The organism is Streptomyces sp. NPDC033136 (assembly GCF_055578235.1).
In genome coordinates, this window is record NZ_JBVIPD010000006.1 from 227981 (window position 1) to 250519 (window position 22539).

Below are 22539 nucleotides of genomic sequence, written 5' to 3' on the forward strand. Positions count from 1 at the left end.
CGTCCCGCTCTCCGTCCTGGGCGTGGCTGCGCGACCCATTGACGCGCATCGGCCCCCTGCCTATCTTGCCGTTCGAAGTGCTGATCAGCGTTTGATATTTCGAACACTCCTCTACCAGAGAGCCGCGGAGTATCCATGCCACGCACCGCCCGCACCCGATGGAGACTCGGTCTCACGGCCACCGCCCTCCTGACGGCGGCAGCCCTAGTACCGGCCCCCGCGCACGCCGAGGACGTCACCGACTACGCCATCACCGTCGACCCGTCCGCCCAGGGCGCGAAGATCGACGACGCGATGTACGGCGTCTTCTTCGAGGACATCAACCGGGCCGCCGACGGCGGTCTGTACGCCGAGCTCGTGCAGAACCGCTCCTTCGAGTACTCCACCGCCGACAATGGCTCCTACACGCCCCTGACCTCCTGGTCGGCCGACGGCACGGCCCAGGTCGTGAACGACTCCGGGCGGCTCAACGAGCGCAACCGCAACTACCTCTCCCTGGGCGCCGGTTCGTCCGTGACGAACGCGGGCTACAACACCGGCATCCGGGTCGAGCGGGGCAAGAAGTACGACTTCTCCGTGTGGGCCCGCGCCGGGAGCGGCAGCACGCTCACCGTCTCGCTGAAGGACGCCGCGGGCGGTCTGGCCGCCGCCCGCCGGGTCGCCGTGAAGGGCGGCTGGGCCAAGTACAGGGCCACCTTCACCGCGACCCGCACCAGCAACCGCGGCCGGCTCGCCGTCGCCTCGGCGAACGCCGCCGCGCTCGACGAGATCTCGCTCTTCCCGCGTGACACCTACAAGAACCAGCCGAACGGCCTGCGCAAGGACCTCGCCGAGAAGATCGCCGCCCTGAAGCCGGGCTTCGTGCGCTTCCCCGGCGGCTGCCTGGTCAACACCGGCTCCATGGAGGACTACAGCGAGGCCTCCAACTGGCAGCGCAAGCGCAGCTACCAGTGGAAGGACACCATCGGCCCGGTCGAGGAACGCGCCACCAACGCCAACTTCTGGGGTTACAACCAGAGTTATGGCCTCGGCTACTACGAGTACTTCCGCTTCTCCGAGGACATCGGCGCCATGCCGCTGCCCGTCGTCCCCGCCCTGGTGACCGGCTGCGGCCAGAACAAGGCCACCGACGACGACGCCCTGCTCAAGCGGCACATCCAGGACACGCTCGACCTCATCGAGTTCGCCAACGGCCCGGCGACCTCGAAGTGGGGCAAGGTGCGGGCGCGGATGGGCCACCCCAAGCCGTTCCACCTGACCCACCTCGGGGTCGGCAATGAGGAGAACCTCCCCAAGGAGTTCTTCGCCCGCTTCGAGCAGTTCCGGGCCGCCATCAAGGCCAAGTACCCCGACATCACCGTCATCTCCAACTCGGGACCCGATGACGCCGGCACGACCTTCGACACCGCCTGGCAGCTCAACCGCGAGGGCAAGGTCGACATGGTCGACGAGCACTACTACAACAGCCCGAACTGGTTCCTCCAGAACAACGACCGCTACGACTCCTACGACCGCGAGGGTCCCAAGGTCTTCCTCGGCGAGTACGCCTCCCAGGGCAACGCCTGGAAGAACGGCCTCTCCGAAGCCGCGTTCATGACCGGCCTGGAGCGCAACGCGGACATCGTCAAGCTCGCCTCCTACGCCCCGCTGCTCGCCAACGAGGACTACGTGCAGTGGCGGCCGGACATGATCTGGTTCAACAACCGGGCCTCCTGGAACTCGGCCAACTACGAGGTCCAGAAGCTGTTCATGACCAACGTCGGCGACCGCGTCGTCCCGTCGAGGGCCACGACCACGCCGAACGTCAGCGGCCCGATCACGGGTGCCGTCGGCCTGTCCACCTGGGCGACCAGTGCCGCGTACGACGACGTGAGGGTCACCTCGGCGGACGGCTCGACCCTGCTGAGCGACGACTTCTCCGGCGACGCCTCGCAGTGGAAGCACAGCGGCGCCGGCAGCTGGAGCGTCCAGGACGGGCAGTACGTCCAGACCGACACCGCCGCCGAGAACACCATGGTCATGGCGGGTGACCCGGCCTGGAAGGACTACGACCTGCATGTGAGGGCCACCAAGAAGTCCGGCAGCGAGGGCTTCCTCGTCGCCTTCGGCGTCAAGGACACCGGCAACTACTACTGGTGGAACCTGGGCGGCTGGAACAACACCCAGTCCGCGATCGAGCAGGCCGTCGACGGAGGCAAGGGCACGCTGATGACGAAGGCCGGGTCGATCGAGACGGGCCGTGCCTACGACATCGACATCAAGGTGCGCGGCCGCCAGGTCACCCTGTTCCTGGACGGCGAGGAGTGGGGCAGTTTCAGGGACGACAAGCCGGCCGAGCCATTCCGCCAGGTCGTCACCAGGGACGCGAAGACGGGTGACCTGATCGTCAAGGTCGTCAACGCCCAGCCCGCCGAGGCCCGTACGACCGTCGACCTCGGTCGCGCCAAGGTCGCCTCCACGGCCCGCGTGACCACGCTGGCCGCCGACCAGGACGCGGTGAACACCGAGACGGACACACCGGTGACGCCGGTGACGTCCACCTTCCGGGGTGTGGCGAAGAAGTTCACCTACACCTTCCCGGCGAACTCCGTCACGTTCCTGAGGATCAAGCGGTAGGACGATCAAGCGGTAGGACGATCAAGCAGGAGGGTGGTCGAGTAGGAGGAGGACTCGCGCGAGGGGCCGCTGTCCGCGGGACATCGGCCCCTCCCGGGCACATGGGATCGCCGGCCTCGTTTCTGCGGGCCCCCACGGCGCCCACTCCCCACGGCACCCGCCCGGGATTGCATAAAACTGCGGAGAAACGTATAGTCATGCCCTCTAAGGAGGAGGTTCCATGGCGGTACGTGCGGCAGTGGCCGGAGCGAGTGGATACGCGGGCGGGGAACTGCTGCGTCTGCTCCTGGCGCACCCCGAGATCGAGATCGGTGCCCTGACCGGTAACTCCAACGCGGGGCAGAGGCTCGGTGCGCTCCAGCCGCACCTGCTGCCGCTGGCCGGCCGAGTGCTCCAGGAAACCACTCCGGAGGTCCTCGCCGGTCACGACGTCGTCTTCCTCGCTCTGCCGCACGGACAGTCCGCCGCCGTCGCCGAGCGGCTCGGCCCGGACGTGCTGGTCGTCGACATGGGCGCCGACTTCCGGCTGACGGACGCCGCCGCCTGGGAGAAGTTCTACGGCTCGCCCCACGCCGGAACCTGGCCCTACGGCCTTCCCGAACTGCCGGGTGCCCGCGCCGCGCTGGAGGGGTCCAAGCGTGTCGCGGTACCCGGCTGCTACCCGACCGCCGTCTCCCTCGCCCTCTTCCCGGCGTACGCGGCGGGCCTGGCCGGGGCCGACGCCGTGATCGTCGCCGCGTCCGGCACCTCCGGCGCGGGCAAGGCGCCCAAGCCGCATCTGCTGGGCAGCGAGGTCATGGGCTCGATGTCCCCCTACGGCGTCGGCGGCGGGCACCGGCACACCCCCGAGATCACCCAGAACCTCAGCGCGGCGGCGGGGGAGCCGGTCTCCGTGTCCTTCACGCCGACCCTCGCGCCGATGCCCCGGGGCATCCTCGCCACCTGCAGCGCGTCCGCGAAGGCAGGCGTCACGGGCGAGTCCCTGCGCGCCGTCTACGAGAAGGCCTTCGCCGACGAGCCGTTCGTGCACCTGCTCCCCGAGGGCCAGTGGCCCGCCACGGCGTCCGTCTACGGTTCGAACGCCGTTCAGGTGCAGGTCGCGTACGACGAGGCCGCCGGACGGATCATCGTGATCAGCGCCATCGACAACCTCACCAAGGGCACCGCGGGCGGTGCCGTCCAGAGCATGAACATCGCCCTCGGTCTCGACGAGACCACCGGACTGACGACGATCGGAGTTGCGCCGTGAGTGTGACGGCAGCAAAGGGATTCACGGCGGCGGGCATCGCCGCCGGGATCAAGGAGAACGGCAACCCCGACCTGGCCCTCGTGGTCAACAACGGCCCCCGCCGCGCCGCCGCCGGCGTCTTCACCGCCAACCGTGTGAAGGCCGCCCCGGTCCTGTGGTCCGAGCAGGTGCTGAAGAGCGGTCAGGTCTCCGCCGTCGTCCTCAACTCCGGCGGGGCCAACGCCTGTACGGGCCCGAAGGGCTTCCAGGACACCCACGCCACGGCCGAGAAGACCGCCGAGGTCCTCGGGCGGGGCGCCATCGAGGTCGCCGTCTGCTCGACCGGCCTCATCGGTGTGCTCCTGCCGATGGACAAGCTGCTCCCGGGCGTCGAGAAGGCCGCCGCGTCCCTGAGCGAGCACGGTGGCGAGAAGGCCGCCATCGCCATCAAGACCACCGACAGCGTCCACAAGACGTCCGTCGTCACCCGGGACGGCTGGACCGTCGGCGGCATGGCAAAGGGCGCGGGGATGCTCGCCCCCGGCCTTGCCACCATGCTCGTCGTCCTCACCACCGACGCGGCCCTGGACGACGAGGCCCTGGACAAGGCGCTGCGGGCGGCCACCCGGACGACCTTCGACCGGGTCGACTCCGACGGCTGCATGTCCACCAACGACACCGTGCTGCTGCTCGCCTCCGGCTCGGCCGGCGTCACCCCCCGGTACGAGGAGTTCGCGGAGGCCGTCCGGCAGGCCTGCGACGACCTCGGGCAGCAGCTCATCCGGGACGCCGAGGGCGCCAGCAAGGACATCAAGGTCGAGGTGATCAACGCGGCGACCGAGGACGACGCCGTCGAGGTGGGCCGTTCCATCGCCCGCAACAACCTCCTCAAGTGCGCCATCCACGGCGAGGACCCCAACTGGGGCCGGGTGCTGTCGGCGATCGGCACGACGAGCGCCGCCTTCGAGCCCGACCGGCTCAACGTCGCGATCAACGGCGTCTGGGTGTGCAAGAACGGCGGTGTCGGCGAGGACCGCGACAAGGTCGACATGCGCTACCGCGAGGTGCACATCGTCGCCGACCTCGCCGCCGGGTCCGAGACCGCGACGATCTGGACCAACGACCTCACCGCGGACTACGTCCACGAGAACAGCGCGTACTCCTCATGAGCACCACCCGCAAACACACCGCCCTGCCCAAGGCCCGGATCCTCATCGAGGCGCTGCCCTGGCTGGTCCGGCACAACGGCAAGACCGTCGTCATCAAGTTCGGCGGCAACGCCATGGTCGACGAGGACCTGAAGGCCGCCTTCGCTCAGGACGTCGTCTTCCTGCACCACGCGGGCCTCAAGCCCGTCGTCGTGCACGGCGGCGGCCCGCAGATCAGCGCCGCCCTGGACCAGCACGGCATCGTCAGCGAGTTCAAGGCGGGCCTCAGGGTGACCACCGAGGACGCCATGGACGTCGTACGGATGGTGCTGGCCGGTCAGGTGCAGCGGGAGCTGGTCGGGCTGCTCAACCGGCACGGGCCGCTCGCCGTCGGCCTCACGGGCGAGGACGCGCACACCATCACCGCCACCAAGCACCAGCCCGAGATCGACGGCGAACTCGTCGACATCGGGCGGGTCGGCGAGATCACCGCCATCGACACGGGCGCCATCGAGGCCCTGCTCGCCGACGGCCGGATCCCGGTCGTCTCCTCGATCGCCCGCTCCCAGGACGACAGTGACAAGGGCCATGTCTACAACGTCAATGCTGATACGGCGGCTGCGGCACTCGCTGCTGCTCTGGGCGCCGAAACCCTCATGGTCCTCACGGACGTCGAGGGACTCTACGAGGACTGGCCGAACAGCGACGAGGTGATCAGCCGCCTCACCGCCTCCGAGCTGGAGCGGCTGCTGCCGGACCTGTCGTCCGGCATGGTGCCGAAGATGGAGGGCTGCCTGCACGCCGTACGGGGCGGCGTCACCACCGCCCGCGTCATCGACGGCCGGGTCCCGCACTCGATCCTGCTGGAGATCTTCACCGACGAGGGCATCGGCACGATGGTCGTGGCCGACGAGCAAGAGGGGGAAGCCGTATGACCGCCCATCAGGAGTTCGCCCAGCGGTGGCAGGGCGCGCTCATGAACAACTACGGCACCCCGTTGCTGCCCCTGGCGCGCGGCGAGGGCACCAGGGTGTGGGACGCCGACGGCAACGAGTACCTCGACTTCGTCGGCGGCATCGCGACCAACGCCCTCGGCCACGCCCACCCGGCGATCGTCGAGGCCGTGACCCGGCAGATCGGCTCCCTCGGCCACATCTCCAACTTCTTCATGGCCGAGCCGACCGTCGCCCTCGCCGAACGCCTGCTGCGGCTCTTCGGCCGGGACGGCAAGGTCTTCTTCTGCAACTCCGGCGCCGAGGCCAACGAGGCCGCCTTCAAGATCGGCCGGCTGACCGGGCGGACCCACATCGTGGCCACCGAGGGCGCCTTCCACGGGCGGACCATGGGCGCCCTCGCCATGACCGGCCAGCCCGCGAAGCGGGAGCCCTTCCTGCCACTGCCCGGCGACGTCACCCACGTGCCCTTCGGCGACGCGCAGGCCCTGGCCGCCGCCGTCACCGAGGAGACCGCGCTCGTCATCCTCGAGCCGGTCCAGGGCGAGCTCGGCGTCGTCGTGCCGCCCGCCGGCTACCTCAAGGCCGCCCGCGCGATCACCGCCGCGACCGGGGCGCTCCTCGTCCTCGACGAGGTGCAGACCGGCATCGGCCGCACCGGGAACTGGTTCGAGTACCAGGCCCACGAGGGCGTCCTGCCCGACGTCGTCACCCTCGCCAAGCAGCTAGGCGGCGGACTGCCGCTGGGCGCGACCGTCGCCTTCGGACGGGCCGCGGACCTGCTCCAGCCCGGCCAGCACGGCACGACCTTCGGCGGCAACCCGGTCGCCTGCGCCGCCGGGCTCGCCGTCCTCGACACCATCGAGAACGAGGGGTTGCTGGAGAACGTCAAGCGGCAGAGCGAGAGGCTGCGGGACGGAATCGAGGGCCTCGGCCACCAGTTGATCGATTTCGTCCGGGGCGCGGGACTCCTCCTGGGTATCGTGCTCACCGAGCCGCTCGCGCCGCAGGTGCGCCAGGCGGCTCAGGAGGCCGGATTCCTGGTGAACGTGCCCGCCCCCGACGTCGTCCGGCTGATGCCGCCGCTGAACCTCGGCGACGACGAGGCGGACGCGTTCCTCGGGGCGCTGCCCGGCATCCTCCAGGCAGTCAGCGGGGACGGACGATCCGGGGAATGAGACGACGATGAGCCAGGCGCAGGACCACGAGCAGCCGGGGGCGAACGGGCCCGCCGTGCCGCAGACCCGCACCGCACGCCACCGCCGGATCGTGGACATCCTCAACCGGCAGCCGGTGCGCTCGCAGAGTCAGCTGGCGAAGCTGCTCGCCGACGACGGGCTGAGCGTCACGCAGGCGACGCTCAGCCGGGACCTCGACGAGCTGAACGCGGTGAAGATCCGCAACGCCGACGGTGACCTCATCTACGCGGTGCCGAGCGAGGGCGGTTTCCGCACGCCGCGCGCTCCGCTGGGCGGGTCGGCGAAGGAGGAGCGGATGCGGCGGCTCTCGCAGGAGCTGCTGATCTCCGCGGAGGCCTCGGCGAACCTCGTGGTCCTGCGTACCCCTCCGGGGGCTGCGCAGTTCCTGGCCTCGGCCATCGACCAGGCGGAGCTGCACGACATCCTGGGGACGATCGCCGGTGACGACACCTTGCTGCTGATCAGCCGGAACCCGGACGGGGGACAGGCGCTGGCGGATCACCTGCTGAGGCTGGCGCAGAACGGGCACTGAGCGCCGTCGGGGTCATCGTTCCCGGCCGGGTGCGGGTGGTGTGCGGCCGGTCGCGCCGTTCCCCGCGCCCCCAGGCCGGCTGAGCCGCGGGCATGCGTGCCGACGGGGGCGGCACGGGCGGGCGATGGGGGCGCCCCCTGCTCGAGCGGAGCCGAGAGCTTGGGGGAGGCACCCCGTTACGCCGGGCCGCGCACCCACCCGTCCTGGGCGCCACTCACCCCAGCCGTGCCGCCAACCCGCCCGTACACCGCACCTCGTCCCCAGCCGTGATCAGCAGCGCCTCCACCCCCGGCAACGACTCCAGCCACGCCAGACCCTCCCGGGAGCCCATCGCGAACGCCGCGGTCGCCCAGCAGTCCACCCACGTCAGCCGAGGCCCCACCACCGTCACGGCGACCAGGTCGGTCACCGCGGAACGCCCCGTACGGGGGTCGACGATGTGCGCACCCCGTTCCGCCGTACCGGACGTGGCCACGGACAACTCCGTCACCCCGGCCGCGGAGACGACCGCCGCGAGACCCCCCGGCCGCAGCGGATCCGACACCCCCACCCGCCACGGCCGCTGCGCCCCCGGCGACCCCAGCACCTGCACGTCCCCGCCGCCGTTGACACTCACCCCGCACACCCCGGGCACCTCCGCCAGCCGCAGCGCCGCCCGCTCGACCGCCCAGCCCTTGACGATGCCCGTCGGATCGAGGCGGCCCTGGTACGACGTGCTGAACCAGCCGTCGCTCAGCCGCTCCGCCTCGGCCGCCAGCCCGAGCACCTCGGCGACCTCGGGATCGCACTCCCCGACGGTCACCTGCCCGCGCTGCAGCCGGGAGATCTGGCTGTCCTCGCGATAGGTGCTGAACACCTCGTCGACCCGGTGCAGCCCGGCCACGACCTCGTCCACGGCCGCGCGCACGGCGGCCGGTTCCCCGCCGCGGACGTCCAGCGAGAAGACGGTCCCCATCGTCTCCTCCGCGTGACGTACCGCGGCGGGAGCCTGTGCGGAGTCGGCCACGGTCTCAGCCACCGGCCTGGTCCAGCGCCGACTGCAGGGACTGCTTGTAGCCGGCGCTGGTGTAGGTGGCGCCCGAGACGGCGTCGATCTGCGCGTTTCCGGCCGCGACGGCGGCCTGGTTGAGGCGGGGCACGGAGGAGGCGGTGATCTGGTCGCTGCGGCCGCCCTTGGGGGCCTGGACCGCCTCGGCCTTCGTGATCTTCCCGCCGGCGACGGTGATGCGGACCTGGACCGGGCCGTACTCGGTCTGCGCGACACTGCCCGTGAGGGTCTGCGCCGAGGCCTGACCGCCGCCTCCCGAGCCGGCCGCTTGGGAGGCGCCGCCGCCTGCCGGAGCCTTGTCCAGGGCGGACTGCAGGGACTGCTTGTAGCCGGCGCTGGTGTAGGTGGCGCCCGAGACGGCGTCGATCTGCGCGTTTCCGGCCGCGACGGCGGCCTGGTTGAGGCGGGGCACGGAGGAGGCGGTGATCTGGTCGCTGCGGCCGCCCTTGGGGGCCTGGACCGCCTCGGCCTTCGTGATCTTCCCGCCGGCGACGGTGATGCGGACCTGGACCGGGCCGTACTCGGTCTGCGCCACATCACCCGTCAGGGTCTGCGCGGTGCCCGAGCCCTGCGAGGCGCCGCCCGCGGCCTTGGCCTTGTCCAGGGCCGACTGGAGTGACTCCTTGTAGCCGGCGCTGGTGTACGTCGCCCCGGACACGGCGTCGATGTCCGCGTTCTGCGCGGCCACCGCCGCCTGGTTCAGGCGCGGCACCGAGCTGGCGGTGATCTGGTCGCTGCGGCCGCCCTTGGGCGCCTGCACCGCCTCGGCCTGCGTGATCTTCCCGCCGCTCATGGTCAGGCGCACCTGCACCGCGCCGTACTGCGTCTGCGCCGCGTCACCGGTGACCGCGCCGTTCACGCCGCCCTGCGGTGCCTGCCCGGCCGCGGCGGGTGGCAGCTGGCCGCCCGCCGCCTGGGCCGATCCCGGGTCGGAGGCGGGCTTCAGGGACAGCAGCAGCACGATCCCGGAGACGGTGGCTGCGCCGGCGAGTACGGCACGCCGGAGGGGGTGACTCTTCCTCATTGTTTCTCAAGCTCCTGAAGGGCCGTTGTGTCCCGTCGCTCACATCTCGAACGACTCGTGATGGATACGGCGGGCGGGGACTCCCGCGCCGCGCAGTGCCTCGTAGACGGACTGCGCGAAGCCGGGCGGCCCGCACATGAACACGTCGTGGTTGTCGATGTCCGGGATCTTCCGCTGGAGGGACTCCGCCGAGATGTCGGGGCGCTCCCCGTCCGGGCTGTTGACCGCGTACATCAGCCGCGCGCCGCGCTCGTCGGCGATCTTGGCGAGTTCGCCCCACAGGGCCAGGTCCTGGGTGCTGTTGGCCCGGTAAAGGAGTGTGATGTCACCGGAGGCGCCGGGCAGCGTCTCGAACAGGGCCCGCATCGGGGTGATCCCCACGCCGCCCGCGACCAGCAGGACCTTGCCGCGACTGCGGCGCTGCGCGGTCATCGCGCCGTACGGGCCCTCCGCCCACACCTTGGTGCCGGGCGTCAGCTCGCGCAGCCGGGAGGTGTGGTCGCCGATCGCCTTGACGGTGATCCGCAGCATGTCCGGGCGGGGCGCCGCCGACAGCGAGTACGGGTGCGAGCTGAAGCGCATGCCCGGCGCCATGAACCGCCACCGGAAGAAGTGCCCGGCCTCCGCGCCCATCCGGTGCAGCTTGCGCCCGCTGATCAGCACGGACACGATTCCCGGCGTCTCCTCGATGACCGCCTCGACCCGCATGCGGTGCCGCAGGTTCAGCCGGATCGGGGTGAGGATCCGGTACCAGAGCACCAGCGCGGTCACCACGCCGTACAGCCCGTACCAGAAGGTCTTCGCGGCCGGCTCGACGGCGAACTCGTTGCCCGTCGTGATCTGGTGCCAGAACGTCATGTACACCGACGCGTACGTGAGCAGATGCACGTGATACCAGGCGTCGTACCCGATCAGCCGGCGCACCCCGCCGATCGACAGGATCCCGATGACGAACAGCAGGCCCGTGCCGATGGCGGCCTTGCCCATGTCCGGCAGCTGGTTGATGGAGTCGGTCGTCTGCTGCACGATGTCGCCGAGCCCCTTGCCCGCCTGCAGGGCGTAGCCCCACATGGTGAGGAAGACGTGGGCGAGGACCAGACAGAGCGTGTAGCGCCCGGTCATGGCGTGCCAGCGGGCGACCCGGTCGGTGCCCACCCGGCGCTCCAGCGCGGGTACCCGGGCCATCTGAAGCACCACCAGCGCCATGAGGTACCCGGCGAGCAGGCCGGTGATCCGGCCCGCGGCCAGGATTTTGGCGGAGGTGTCCGCGAGGGACGGTGTGTTGTCCCACCACAGCCACAGCACGGCCGCCGCGCCGGCCCACAGGGCGATCAGCAGCGGGACGGCCGGGGAGCGGCGCGGGCGGATGCGGCGCATCGTCTGGCGGCGGGCGGCACGGCCGCCTGCGAGCGTGGTGGTCACGGTTCCTCCGTGGGGACTTGACCCTTGGCCCACAGATACGTGCCAGGACACGGGAGTGTTCAGCCGCCTGCCGAGTCGCGCACGGACGGGGGTGACCGGCGGTAACCGGGGGAGGGGTGCGGGCGGCTCCCCCGGCCCTAGTAGCGGGTGACGGCGGTGGTCCCGCCGGCCGTTCCCACGGCGATGTGGGGCCGCCGCCCCGGGTCCGCCCAGGCGAGGATCCGCCGCATCGCGTCCCTCGGCACGGAGACGCAACCGGCCGTCGCCCCGCGCCCGTTGACATGGAGGAAGATGCCCGCGCCGCGCCCCCGCACGGGACGCTCGTAGTTGAAGCCGATGACGAGCGCGTACGCGTACCGCTCCCCGTAGGTGATCAGGTGCTCGGACTCGGCGGCCCGGCAGTCGGCCACGCGAGGCTCGGTCCAGCGGTTGTAGGAGCGGGAGCCGTTGTCCTGGCACCACCAGGAGTCCCGGTGCACCCGGCGGTACGGGTACGCCGTCCCGCCCGGCGCGGCGTTGATACCGAAGGCGTACGGCAGGCCGTACAGGCCGGTGGGTGTGGTGCTGGTGCCCTGCTTGCGGGCGGTGCCCTCGACGAGTCCGTTCGCCCCGAAGCGCGCGGGCGCCGAACCCGCCTTCACCCAGCGCCCGCCGGAGCGGTCCCACCAGGTGACCGTGCCGGACGTCGAGGCTCGCTCCGGGGCCACCGCGGTGATCAGCTGGGTGCCGCCGCCGGTGTCCGCCATCCGGGCCGGCAGCGGCGCGGGGGCGGGCGGCCCGGCGCCGAGCGCGACGAGGGAGGAGACGGCGAGGGCGACGGCACCGGTGCGCATGCCTCAGACCGTAGAGGGCGGCAGCGGCAACGGCAGCCCGGGTAGTCCGTCCAGGCTGGTGGCGACGTGCTCCTTCTTGGCGAAGTAGGCGCCGAGCGAGGCGTCGTCCTCCCGGGCGAACCGCTTGCCGTGCAGATCGCGGTCCTCCTCGTACGCCATGAAGGGCACCGCGTAGCCGCAGGTGTCGCGGACGAGTTCGGCGGTGACGAGGATGATCGCGCGCAGGCCGTGCCGTGCCGGGTCGATGTCCGGGAAGCGGCCGAGCAGTTCCGCGAAACGAGGGTCGTCGCGGAAGACGGGCTCACCCCTGCCGTGCACGCGGACGATGTTCGGCGGGCCGTCGAAGGCGCACCACATCAGGGTGATCCGCCCGTTCTCTCGCAGATGGGCGATGGTCTCGGCGTTGGAGCCGGCGAAGTCGAGATAGGCGACGGTGTGCTCGTCGAGCACGGCGAAGGAGCCCTTGAGGCCCTTGGGGGAGAGGTTGACCGTGCCGTCGGCGGACAGGGGAGCGGTGGCGGTGAAGAAGACCGGCTGCGCCTCGATGAACGAGCGGAGCCGGCCCTCTATGCACTCATGTGTCTTTCCCATGTCCAGCGATTATGAGCCCAAGTCTTTCGACCGTCTAACGAATTGCGGGATCCGGTCACCTCTGCCGGACCCCGCGTGCGGGCGCCTGCCCGTGGCCGCCCCGGCCGGCGTCACTCGGGGCGGCCACAGCGCCTGTCACCTCACTTGTTGAGCTGGCAGGCGGCGAAGGCCTCGAGGCCCTCGGGCTTCTCGGCGGCCCGCCCGATGGCGGTCTCGATGCGGTTGAGGGCGGCCACCCGCTTGTCCTCCAGCGGGCCGAGGATGGCGTTCTGGACGAAGTTGGGCCCGCCCTGGCCGACGGTGTCGACCAGGCGCTTGTTGGCCTCCTGGATCTGGGTGTCCAGCTGTCCCAGGTTGCGGTCGACCTCCGCCTGCGCCGAGGCGGGGATGGCCGGCAGTTGGCCGGTGACGTCCGGGCAGCTGATGGTGCCGACACCGGCGTTCCCCGCCTGGCCCGCACCGACGCCGTCCTCGTCGGCGCCCGCACCGGCTCCGGCGCCCGCACCGGCCTCTTCACCGGCGTCGGCCCCGGCCCCGGCACCCGCCCCGGCTCCGGCGCCCGCATCACCGCCGGCCGCCTCGCCCGCTCCGGCGCCGCCGTCGGCGTTGAGCTGGCAGGCGGCGAACGCCTCGAGGCCCTCGGGCTTCTCGGCGGCCCGCCCGATGGCGGTCTCGATGCGGTTGAGGGCGGCCACCCGCTTGTCCTCCAGCGGGCCGAGGATGGCGTTCTGGACGAAGTTGGGCCCGCCCTGGCCGACGGTGTCGACCAGGCGCTTGTTGGCCTCCTGGATCTGGGTGTCCAGCTGTCCCAGGTTGCGGTCGACCTCCGCCTGCGCCGAGGCGGGGATGGCCGGCAGTTGGCCGGTGACGTCCGGGCAGCTGATGGTGCCGGGGCCCGCCAGCGTCCGGGCGTTCGTCCCGCCGTTCTCGGACGTCTCCCCGGCGAGGGCGAAGCCGGCGATCACGGTGCCGGACAGTGCCACCGCGGCGGCGCCGCCGATGAACGCGACGCGACGCTTGTTGTACTTCGGAAGAGCCCTGGACATGGGGGTGCCTCACTAGGGGTCGGGGTGTCGTCGGTGTCAAAACGCGGCGCCTGCGTTCGGCGAGAGGTACGGGCAAGCGGTTTCGTGTGTTCAAGGGATCTTCAAATTCCTCTCGCGTGGCCGGAATCCGGCACCCGGACCGAGGCCGATTGACGAATCATGCAAAGCTCTGCATACTCATGCATGTCAGTGAGTGCAGCATGAGGGGAAGAACCCGTGACCGAGCGCGTCGTACTCGCCTACTCCGGCGGTCTTGACACCTCCGTCGCCATCGGCTGGATCGCCGAGGAGACGGGCGCCGAGGTCATCGCGGTCGCGGTCGACGTCGGCCAGGGTGGCGAGGATCTGGACGTCATCCGCAAGCGCGCCCTCGCCTGCGGCGCCGTCGAGGCCGAGGTCGCCGACGCCAGGGACGAGTTCGCCGAGGAGTACTGCCTCCCGGCGATCAAGGCCAACGCCCTCTACATGGACCGCTACCCGCTGGTCTCCGCCCTGTCCCGGCCGGTGATCGTCAAGCACCTCGTCGCCGCGGCCCGGAAGCACGGCGCCACCACCGTCGCCCACGGCTGCACCGGCAAGGGCAACGACCAGGTCCGTTTCGAGGCCGGCATCGTCGCCCTCGCCTCCGGCCTGCGGTGCGTCGCCCCGGTCCGCGACTACGCCATGACCCGCGACAAGGCCATCGCCTTCTGCGAGGACAAGGGCCTGCCGATCGCGACCACCAGGAAGTCCCCGTACTCCATCGACCAGAACGTCTTCGGCCGCGCCATCGAGACCGGCTTCCTCGAGGACATCTGGAACGCGCCGATCGAGGACATCTACGAGTACACGCGCAACCCGGCCCTCGCCCGCGAGCCCGACGAGGTGGTCATCACCTTCGAGCGGGGCGTCCCCGTCGCCCTCGACGGCGAGCCCGTCACCGTCCTCCAGGCGATCCAGCGGCTCAACGAGCGCGCGGGCGCCCAGGGCATCGGCCGGATCGACATGGTCGAGGACCGCCTCGTCGGCATCAAGTCCCGCGAGGTGTACGAGGCTCCGGGCGCGATCGCCCTGATCACCGCCCACCAGGAGCTGGAGAACGTCACCGTCGAGCGGGAACTCGCCCGCTACAAGCGGGGCGTCGAGCAGCGCTGGAGCGAACTGGTCTACGACGGGCAGTGGTTCTCCCCGCTCAAGCGCGCCCTGGACGGCTTCGTCGACGAGGCGAACCAGCACGTCACCGGTGACATCCGGATGACCCTCCACGGCGGTCGCGCGGTCGTCACCGGCCGGCGTTCGCAGCAGTCGCTGTACGACTTCGACCTGGCGACCTACGACACGGGCGACACGTTCGACCAGTCCGCTGCCAGGGGCTTCATCGACATCTACAGCCTGTCGTCGAAGATCGCGGCCCAGCGGGACCTGGCGTAAGCAGTAGCGTGATGACCACCTCCTCACCCACGCGTGGCGAGGCGGTGGCCCACCCACACCCATTGAGGAGCACAGCAGGTGAGCAGCAACAGCGGTGACGTCCGGCTCTGGGGCGGCCGTTTCGCCGACGGTCCCGCCGAGGCCCTGGCGAAGCTGTCCGCGTCCGTCCACTTCGACTGGCGGCTCGCGCCGTACGACATCGCCGGTTCGCGTGCGCACGCGCGCGTGCTGCACAAGGCGGGCCTGCTCACGGAGGACGAGCTGCGGCGCATGCTCGACGGGCTCGACCGGCTCGAGGCGGACGTGGCGTCGGGCGAGTTCGTCGGCACCATCGCCGACGAGGACGTCCACACGGCCCTGGAGCGCGGCCTCCTGGAGCGCCTCGGCCCGGACCTCGGCGGCAAGCTGCGCGCGGGCCGCTCCCGCAACGACCAGGTCGCGACCCTGTTCCGCATGTACCTGCGCGATCACGCCCGGGTCGTCGCAGGCCTGATCGCCGAGCTCCAGGACGCGCTGATCGGCCTCGCCGAGGCCCACCCCGACGTGGCGATGCCCGGCCGCACGCACCTCCAGCACGCCCAGCCGGTCCTCTTCGCCCACCACGTCCTCGCCCACGTGCAGTCCCTCTCCCGGGACGCCGAGCGCCTGCGCCAGTGGGACGCGCGTACGGCGGTGTCGCCGTACGGCTCGGGCGCGCTGGCGGGCTCCTCCCTGGGTCTGGACCCGGAGGCGGTGGCGAAGGACCTCGGGTTTGAGCACGGCTCCGCCGGCAACTCCATCGACGGCACCGCGTCGCGCGACTTCGTCGCCGAGTTCGCGTTCATCACGGCGATGATCGGCGTCAACCTCTCCCGGATCGCCGAGGAGGTCATCATCTGGAACACGAAGGAGTTCTCCTTCGTGACCCTGCACGACGCGTTCTCGACCGGCTCGTCGATCATGCCGCAGAAGAAGAACCCGGACATCGCCGAGCTGGCCCGCGGCAAGTCGGGCCGCCTGATCGGCAACCTGACGGGCCTGCTGGCCACGCTCAAGGCCCTTCCGCTCGCCTACAACCGCGACCTCCAGGAGGACAAGGAGCCGGTCTTTGACTCCATCGACCAGCTGGAGATCCTGCTCCCGGCCTTCACGGGCATGATGGCCACGCTCACGGTCCACCGCGAGCGCATGGAGGAACTGGCCCCGGCCGGCTTCTCCCTCGCCACGGACATCGCCGAGTGGCTGGTCAAGCAGGGCGTCCCGTTCCGCGTGGCGCACGAGGTGGCCGGCGAGTGCGTGAAGGTCGCCGAGGCGCAGGGCAAGGAACTGGACGAGCTGACGGACGAGCAGTTCGCCAAGATCTCCTCCCACCTGACCCCTGAGGTCCGCACGGTCCTCAACGTCCCGGGAGCATTGGCCTCCCGTAACGGCCGGGGTGGCACGGCTCCCAGTGCGGTCGCGGTACAACTGGCAGAGGTGAAGGCGGACGTGGCGGCCCAGCACGCATGGGCAACAGCACGGCAGCAGGCCTGAAGGGGCGGCGGGGCCGTATCGGTTGCGGCTCCGCCGCGTGGGCGCGATGAGCCACGCACCACCCGCACCCGCGAACACACAGCACCACCCGCACCCGCGAACACACAGCACCACCCGCACCCGCGAACACACAGCACCACCCGCACCCGCGAACACACAGCACACCTCGAGCTCAGAGGCGAAGGTCATCCCGGGGGTTACGTTGGTCGAAAGCCGCAGCCGACCGAACGGAGCCCCCCGATGCCCTTCGCCCGCCTGGCCTCAGCAACGACCCCCACCTGCCACATCGGTCTGGGACTCGCCGCCGTCGGACGGCCCGGTTACATCAATCTGGGCCGCGACCAGGACCTGCCGGCCGAGCGCACGGTCGACGCTCTGCGCGAGCGGACACACGAACTCCTGGACGCCGCCTACGCCCAGGGCGTCCGCTACTTCGACGTGGCCCGCTCCTACGGCCGCTCGGAGGAGTTCCTCGCCGACTGGCTCAGGGACCGGCCCGGCCTCGATGACATCGTCGTCGGCAGCAAGTGGGGCTACACCTACACCGCCGACTGGTCCACCGACGCCGAGACGCACGAGGTCAAGGATCACAGCCTCGCCACCTATGAGCGGCAGCGCGCGGAGAGCGACGCCCTGCTCGGCACCCGGCTCGACCTCTACCAGATCCACTCGGTGACCCCGGACAGCCCGGCCCTCACCGACAAGGAACTGCACGCGAAGCTCGCGGAAGCCGCCGCGCAGGGCCTGACCATCGGCTTCTCCACCAGCGGCCCCGCCCAGGCGGACGCGATCCGCGCCGCCCTCTCCGTGACGGTCGACGGCGAACCCCTCTTCCGTACCGTGCAGTCCACGTACAACGCGCTGGAGACCTCCGCCGCACCCGCCCTCGCCGAGGCGCACTCCGCCGGCGTCACCGTGATCGTCAAGGAGGGCATGGCCAACGGCCGCCTCGCCGGTCCGCACGCTCCGGAGGTCCTGAAGGAGGTCGCCGAGCAGACCGGGCTGGGCTGCGACGCGGTCGCGCTGGCCGTGGTCCTCCGGCAGCCCTGGGCCGGCGTCGTGCTCTCGGGCGCGGCCACCGCCACCCAGCTCGCGTCGAACCTGCACGCGGCGGTCGTCGACCTCGACGACGACCAGCTGACCCGCCTCGCCGCGCTGGCCGAGGAACCGCACACCTACTGGCAGCGGCGCGGGCAGCTGCCCTGGCACTGATCTCCGGACTCTCCTGAAGCGACACCCGTACACCCGTACCCCCGAACAGCTGCAAAGCCGTACAGCCCTGATGCACGCACGCCCCGCGTGAGACGTTGGTGTCTCATGTGGGGTACCGTCGTCTCATGGCTGTCGATCCTGACCACGTGCTGCGCACCGCCGCCGCCCTGCTGACCCGCAAATCCACCGCGACCATGGACGAGGTCGCCAAGGCCGCCGGGATCAGCCGTGCCACCCTGCACCGCCACTTCGCCGGGCGGGACGCCCTCGTCCGGGCGCTGGAGTCGCTGGGCATCGCGGAGTGCCGGGCCGCGCTGGACGCCGCCCGCCTCGACGAGGGCACGGCGAGTGAGGCCGTGCGCCGGCTGGTCGGAGCCATGGAGCCCGCCGCGGGACTGCTCGCGTTCCTCTACTCCGAGAGCCAGCTGTTCGAGGGCGGGGAGCAGAACGCGGGCTGGACCCTGATCGACGACCGGATCTCCGCCCTGTTCCGGCGCGGCCAGCTCGGCGGCGAGTTCCGCATCGACCTCACCCCGGCCTGGCTCACCGAGGCGCTGTACGGCCTGATGGCCTCCGCCGCCTGGATGGTGCACAGCGGCAAGGGCGCCCCCAAGGACTTCCAGCACATGATCGTCGAGCTGCTGCTCGGCGGCGCACTCAGGAGAGAGGAACCATGACCAGCACCCTGCGGCCGGCGATGACGACCGAGGCGGCGAAGCGCCCGGGCCGCTGGCTCGCGCTCGGCGTTCTCGTGCTCGCCGTGCTGCTGGTGGCCGTCGACGCGACCGTCCTCGGTCTCGCGACCCCCTACATCAGCGAGGACCTGAAGCCGTCCGGCACACAACTGCTGTGGATCGGTGACGTCTACTCCTTCGTCATCGCCGGCCTGCTCGTCTCCATGGGCAGCCTCGGCGACCGGATCGGCCGCAAGCGGATCCTGCTGGTGGGTGCCACGGCGTTCGGCGCGATTTCCGTGTTCAACGCCTACGCCACCACGCCCGGGATGATGATCCTCGCCAGGGCGCTGCTCGGTGTCGCCGGCGCGACCCTGATGCCGGCCACGCTCGCGCTGATCCGCAACCTCTTCCACGACCCGCGCGAGCGCAGTCTCGCCGTCGGCATCTGGGGCGCCACCGCCTCCGCCGGCACGGCCGTCGGCCCGATCGTCGGCGGGCTCCTGCTGGAGCACTTCTGGTGGGGCTCGGTCTTCCTGATCAACCTGCCCGTGATGGCCGTGCTGGTCCTCGTGGGAATCAGGCTGCTGCCCGAGTCGCGCACCGCGAACCCCGGCCCCTGGGACCTCGTCAGCGTCGTCCTGTCGCTGGTGGGCATGATCGGCATCGTGTACGCCGTCAAGGAGGCGGCGACACACGGCTTCGCCTGGGAGCCCCTTGCCACCGGTCTGCTGGGCGCGGCCGCTCTGTACGGGTTCGTCCGCCGTCAGCTGAGGCTGCCGGCGCCGCTGTTGGACATGCGGCTGTTCCGCCACCGCGGCTTCAGCGGGGCGGTGCTGGCCGACCTGCTCACCATCCTGGGCCTGTCCGGGCTGGTGTTCTTCCTCTCGCAGTATCTGCAACTCGTCCAGGGCAGGCGCCCGTTCGAGGCGGGTCTGGCCGAACTGCCCGCAGCGATCGGCGCGGTGGTGGCCGGTCTGATCGCGGGGCGGGCGGCCCGCCGCTTCTCGGTACGGGCCGTGGTCTCCGGAGGCCTCGCGTCGATCGGCCTCGCCCTGGCCGCGCTCACGGTGATCGGCCAGTCGACCGGCTATCCGCTGCTCGGGGCCGCATTGCTGGTGGTCGGCGTCGGTGCCGGATTCTCGTTCACCGTGACGGCCGATGTGATCCTCTCCAGCGTGCCCAAGGAACAGGCGGGCTCCGCGTCCGCGGTGTCCGAGACGGCGTACGAACTCGGCGCCGCCCTCGGCATCGCCGTGCTCGGCTCGATCGTGACCGGCGTCTACCGCGACTTCACCGGCCCCGCGGGCACACCGGCCGCGGCCCGCGAGTCCCTGGGCGGCGCGGTCGAGGCCGCCGCGGGGATGCCCGCGCCCACCGCCGAGGCCATGCTGGACGCGGCCCGCACGTCCTTCGTCGACGGCCTGGCCCTCGCGGCCGGCGTCGGAGCGGCGGTCCTGCTCGCCGCGGCGGTGGCGGCATGGTTCCTGCTGCGGGGCCAGCGGCTGGAGAGCGGCGCCGCGGAACACGCCTAAGGCCTGTTGCGAAAGTGGCGTCGTCACCCGAAGGGCGGCCGCGCGGCGTCCGGTGCGTGCTCTGGGGGTACCCCCTGCTCGAAGAGCTTGGGGGAGTGCCGTCCGGAAGCACTCGTACTGGGCGTACCCGGGCTTTCGGACGGTGCGGCGAGAGGGCGGGCCGGCCACCGGGATCGCGGTGGCGGGCGAGGCCCTGCGGCCGAAGCGGCGAGGGGACCGAGCCCCTCACCGCCTTGAGCCCGTTCTCGCTTCCGCTCCGTGCCGGCCGCGAGGGCGGGCGAGGGCTCGCCCGCGGCCGCCGGACTACGCGGCCTCTTTCGCCTTGCTCGCGTACATGTCCACGTACTCCTGCCCGGACAACCGCATGACCTCGGCCATCACCGAGTCCGTCACGGCCCGCAGCACATACCGGTCGCGGTCCATCCCCTCGTACCTGGAGAACTCCATCGCCTCACCGAACCGAACCGTGACCTTGCCCGGACGGGGCAGACCCGCCCCGCCCGGCTGCAGCTTGTCCGTTCCGATCATGGCGAACGGCACCACCGGCGCACCCGTCATCAGGGTCAGCCGGGCGATACCCGTCCGGCCCCGGTACAGGCGCCCGTCGGGCGACCGCGTCCCCTCCGGGTAGATCCCGAACATGCGGCCTTCCTCCAGCACCCGGCGCCCGGTCATCAGTGCGGCGACACCACCCCGGCCACCGTCACGGTCCACCGGGATCATGCCGACACCCGTGAAGAACCAGGCCATCAGCCGGCCCTTGAGACCCCTGCCGGTCACGTACTCGTCCTTGCCGATGAAGACGACCTGCCGGTCGCAGACCAGCGGCAGGATCATCGAGTCGATGAACGTCAGGTGGTTGCCGGCCAGGATGACCGGACCATGGCCGGGAATGTGCTCCGCACCCTCCACCTGCGGGCGGAACATCAGGCGCATGATCGGGCCGAGCACTGCCTTGATGAGCGCGAAGCGGGACAACGGGCCCTCCGGTGTCAAGGGATTCTGTATGAGTCTGTGCAGGTGAGGACGATACTCGCGGCCCCGGGCATCGCGCACATCGGGCTCGGCGACTTCACCGAGACCTTACGCGCTGTTGACGCGTGTTTACCTGCGGTGGCGCGCCGCCGACGGTGCGAAACGCGGCGGACACGGTGTGACGCACGTCGCCCCGGGGCACACCGCACGCGTTCCCAGAACGACCGGACCGAATCGGCCCGGTCGCGACGGGCCGTCAACTCACCGTCCCCACCAGCCACTACGACACCCGACGTCACCCGCGTGTTCCGCCCGGGGTCTCCCACCGGTCATGTACGCGCCCCTACGATCGGCCGCACTGACCAGCAGGCGGCCAGGGAGGGCGCGCATGGGAACGCAGGAGTCGAACGAAGAAGCGGGCGGCACCGGACGGCGGGCACTGCTCGGCGCGGCGGTCCTCGGCGCCGGCGGAGCGGTCCTCGGCATCGCCGGCACGGCGAGAGCCGACGGCGCCCGGCACGGCGGCGGGGGAGTGAAGAGCCTGCCCAAGCCGACGATCGTCGGCCACCGCGGCGCCAGTGGCTACCGCCCGGAGCACACCTTCGGCTCGTACCAGCTGGCCCTCGACATGGGCGCCGACATCGTCGAGGCGGGCGACCTGGTCCCGACGAAGGACGGGCACCTGGTCTGCCGTCACGAGCCGGAGATCGGCGGCACCACCGACGTCGGCGACCACCCCGAGTTCGCCGGCCGCAAGAAGACCAAGCTCCTCGACGGCGTCTCCACCACCGGCTGGTTCACCGAGGACTTCACACTCGCCGAGCTGAAGACCCTGCGCGCGGTCGAGCGCATCCCGGCCAATCGCCCGCACAACACCCTCTACAACGGCCGCTGGGAGATCCCCACCTTCGAAGAGGTCCTGCGGTGGCAGGACGAGCAGACCCGCAAGGGCGGCAAGCAGGTGTGGATCTATCCCGAGCTCAAACACCCCACCTACTTCCGCAAGCTGGGCCTCCCGCTGGAGGAGCGCGTCGCCAGGCTGCTGCGCAGGTACCGCAAGGACCGGCGGACCTCCCCGGTCATCCTGCAGTCCTTCGAGCCGACCAGCATCCAGCGCCTGAACAAGCTCGTCGGCAACCCCCTGGTCGTGCTGCTGTCCTCGGCGGACACCCGCCCCTGGGACTTCGTCGAGACCGGCGACCCGCGCACGGTCGCCGACCTGGTCAGGCCCGCCGGCCTGCGGGAGATCGCCTCCTATGCGCAGGGCATCGGCCCGACCCTGGACCTGGTCATCCCGCGCGACGCCGGGGGCAACCTCACCCAGCCGACCACGCTCGTGCAGGACGCCCACAAGGAGGGCCTGATCCTGCACCCGTGGACGCTGCGCAACGAGAACCCCTTCCTGCCCGCGAACTTCCGCAAGGGTACGGACGCGGACGCCTACGGCGACGTCTTCGGCGCGTACGAGGCGTACTTCGCGACCGGCATCGACGGTGTCTTCACCGACCAGCCCGACACGGGTCTGCTGGCCCGCGAGGACTTCGTCAACAACTGAGCTCGCTCCCATCGATCGAGTGAGCT

At 71.0% G+C, this 22539-nt stretch carries 19 protein-coding genes; 12 read left to right on the forward strand and 7 right to left on the reverse strand.

The window, feature by feature from the left end; translation table 11 throughout:
- Positions 1-135: 135 nt before the first annotated feature.
- The 6 genes from ACZ5TL_RS13915 (at position 136) to ACZ5TL_RS13940 (ending at position 7676) form a co-directional block, all read left to right on the forward strand.
- Positions 136-2616 carry an alpha-L-arabinofuranosidase C-terminal domain-containing protein gene (locus ACZ5TL_RS13915; RefSeq protein WP_468589796.1) on the forward strand — a complete coding sequence of 827 codons (2481 nt, stop codon included), beginning with the start codon at positions 136-138 and terminating at the stop codon, positions 2614-2616.
- Positions 2617-2836: 220 nt separating this feature from the next.
- Positions 2837-3865 (forward strand): N-acetyl-gamma-glutamyl-phosphate reductase, encoded by a 1029-nt coding sequence (gene argC, locus ACZ5TL_RS13920; protein ID WP_468589798.1) that lies wholly within the window; start codon positions 2837-2839, stop codon positions 3863-3865.
- On the forward strand, positions 3862-5013 hold the full coding sequence (argJ, locus tag ACZ5TL_RS13925) for a bifunctional glutamate N-acetyltransferase/amino-acid acetyltransferase ArgJ (protein ID WP_468589799.1): 1152 nt from the start codon (positions 3862-3864) through the stop codon (positions 5011-5013). The genes argC and argJ overlap by 4 nt, the downstream gene beginning before the upstream one ends.
- Complete coding sequence (gene argB, locus ACZ5TL_RS13930; RefSeq protein WP_468589801.1) at positions 5010-5927, forward strand: acetylglutamate kinase; 918 nt, start codon at positions 5010-5012, stop codon at positions 5925-5927. Before argJ ends, argB begins: the two co-directional genes overlap by 4 nt.
- Complete coding sequence (locus tag ACZ5TL_RS13935) at positions 5924-7123, forward strand: acetylornithine transaminase (protein ID WP_468589803.1); 1200 nt, start codon at positions 5924-5926, stop codon at positions 7121-7123. The genes argB and ACZ5TL_RS13935 overlap by 4 nt, the downstream gene beginning before the upstream one ends.
- Before the next feature lie 7 nt (positions 7124-7130).
- Positions 7131-7676, forward strand: a complete 546-nt coding sequence (locus tag ACZ5TL_RS13940; RefSeq protein WP_086561825.1) for an arginine repressor — start codon at positions 7131-7133, stop codon at positions 7674-7676.
- A 214-nt stretch (positions 7677-7890) separates the two neighbouring features.
- On the opposite strand, the gene ACZ5TL_RS13945 is transcribed toward ACZ5TL_RS13940, so the two are convergent.
- The 6 genes from ACZ5TL_RS13945 to ACZ5TL_RS13970 all read right to left on the reverse strand — a co-directional run bounded on the left by ACZ5TL_RS13945 (position 7891) and on the right by ACZ5TL_RS13970 (position 13640).
- Positions 7891-8694 carry an FAD:protein FMN transferase gene (locus ACZ5TL_RS13945; RefSeq protein WP_468589804.1) on the reverse strand — a complete coding sequence of 268 codons (804 nt, stop codon included), beginning with the start codon at positions 8692-8694 and terminating at the stop codon, positions 7891-7893.
- Positions 8687-9748 (reverse strand): FMN-binding protein, encoded by a 1062-nt coding sequence (locus tag ACZ5TL_RS13950; RefSeq protein WP_468589805.1) that lies wholly within the window; start codon positions 9746-9748, stop codon positions 8687-8689. Before ACZ5TL_RS13950 ends, ACZ5TL_RS13945 begins: the two co-directional genes overlap by 8 nt.
- Before the next feature lie 39 nt (positions 9749-9787).
- Positions 9788-11170, reverse strand: coding sequence for a ferredoxin reductase family protein (locus ACZ5TL_RS13955; protein WP_468589806.1), 1383 nt, complete (start codon positions 11168-11170; stop codon positions 9788-9790).
- Positions 11171-11307: 137 nt separating this feature from the next.
- The gene (locus ACZ5TL_RS13960) at positions 11308-12003 is read right to left on the reverse strand and encodes a L,D-transpeptidase family protein (RefSeq protein WP_468589808.1); all 696 of its coding nucleotides are present in this window, start codon (positions 12001-12003) and stop codon (positions 11308-11310) included.
- A 3-nt stretch (positions 12004-12006) separates the two neighbouring features.
- On the reverse strand, positions 12007-12594 hold the full coding sequence (locus tag ACZ5TL_RS13965; protein WP_468589809.1) for a pyridoxamine 5'-phosphate oxidase family protein: 588 nt from the start codon (positions 12592-12594) through the stop codon (positions 12007-12009).
- Between the two features lie 140 nt (positions 12595-12734).
- A complete protein-coding gene (locus ACZ5TL_RS13970; RefSeq protein WP_468589811.1) occupies positions 12735-13640 on the reverse strand; it encodes a hypothetical protein in 906 nt (301 codons plus the stop codon).
- Positions 13641-13856: 216 nt separating this feature from the next.
- Here ACZ5TL_RS13970 and ACZ5TL_RS13975 point away from each other — a divergent pair, with 216 nt between their 5' ends.
- From ACZ5TL_RS13975 to ACZ5TL_RS13995, 5 genes are all read left to right on the forward strand, one after another.
- Entirely contained in the window at positions 13857-15050 is a 1194-nt protein-coding gene (locus ACZ5TL_RS13975; RefSeq protein WP_468589813.1) for an argininosuccinate synthase, read from the forward strand.
- A 78-nt stretch (positions 15051-15128) separates the two neighbouring features.
- Entirely contained in the window at positions 15129-16562 is a 1434-nt protein-coding gene (gene argH, locus ACZ5TL_RS13980; RefSeq protein WP_468589814.1) for an argininosuccinate lyase, read from the forward strand.
- Between the two features lie 240 nt (positions 16563-16802).
- Positions 16803-17774 carry an aldo/keto reductase gene (locus ACZ5TL_RS13985; RefSeq protein WP_468589815.1) on the forward strand — a complete coding sequence of 324 codons (972 nt, stop codon included), beginning with the start codon at positions 16803-16805 and terminating at the stop codon, positions 17772-17774.
- A 125-nt stretch (positions 17775-17899) separates the two neighbouring features.
- Complete coding sequence (locus ACZ5TL_RS13990; protein ID WP_468589817.1) at positions 17900-18451, forward strand: TetR/AcrR family transcriptional regulator; 552 nt, start codon at positions 17900-17902, stop codon at positions 18449-18451.
- Complete coding sequence (locus tag ACZ5TL_RS13995) at positions 18448-19983, forward strand: MFS transporter (RefSeq protein WP_468589818.1); 1536 nt, start codon at positions 18448-18450, stop codon at positions 19981-19983. The genes ACZ5TL_RS13990 and ACZ5TL_RS13995 overlap by 4 nt, the downstream gene beginning before the upstream one ends.
- A 303-nt stretch (positions 19984-20286) precedes the next feature.
- Here the strand turns inward: ACZ5TL_RS13995 and ACZ5TL_RS14000 are convergent, their stop codons facing one another.
- On the reverse strand, positions 20287-20961 hold the full coding sequence (locus tag ACZ5TL_RS14000; protein WP_468590037.1) for a lysophospholipid acyltransferase family protein: 675 nt from the start codon (positions 20959-20961) through the stop codon (positions 20287-20289).
- A 385-nt stretch (positions 20962-21346) separates the two neighbouring features.
- Between ACZ5TL_RS14000 and ACZ5TL_RS14005 the strand changes: the two genes are divergently transcribed.
- On the forward strand, positions 21347-22513 hold the full coding sequence (locus ACZ5TL_RS14005; protein WP_468589820.1) for a glycerophosphodiester phosphodiesterase: 1167 nt from the start codon (positions 21347-21349) through the stop codon (positions 22511-22513).
- The last annotated feature ends 26 nt before the right edge of the window (positions 22514-22539 follow it).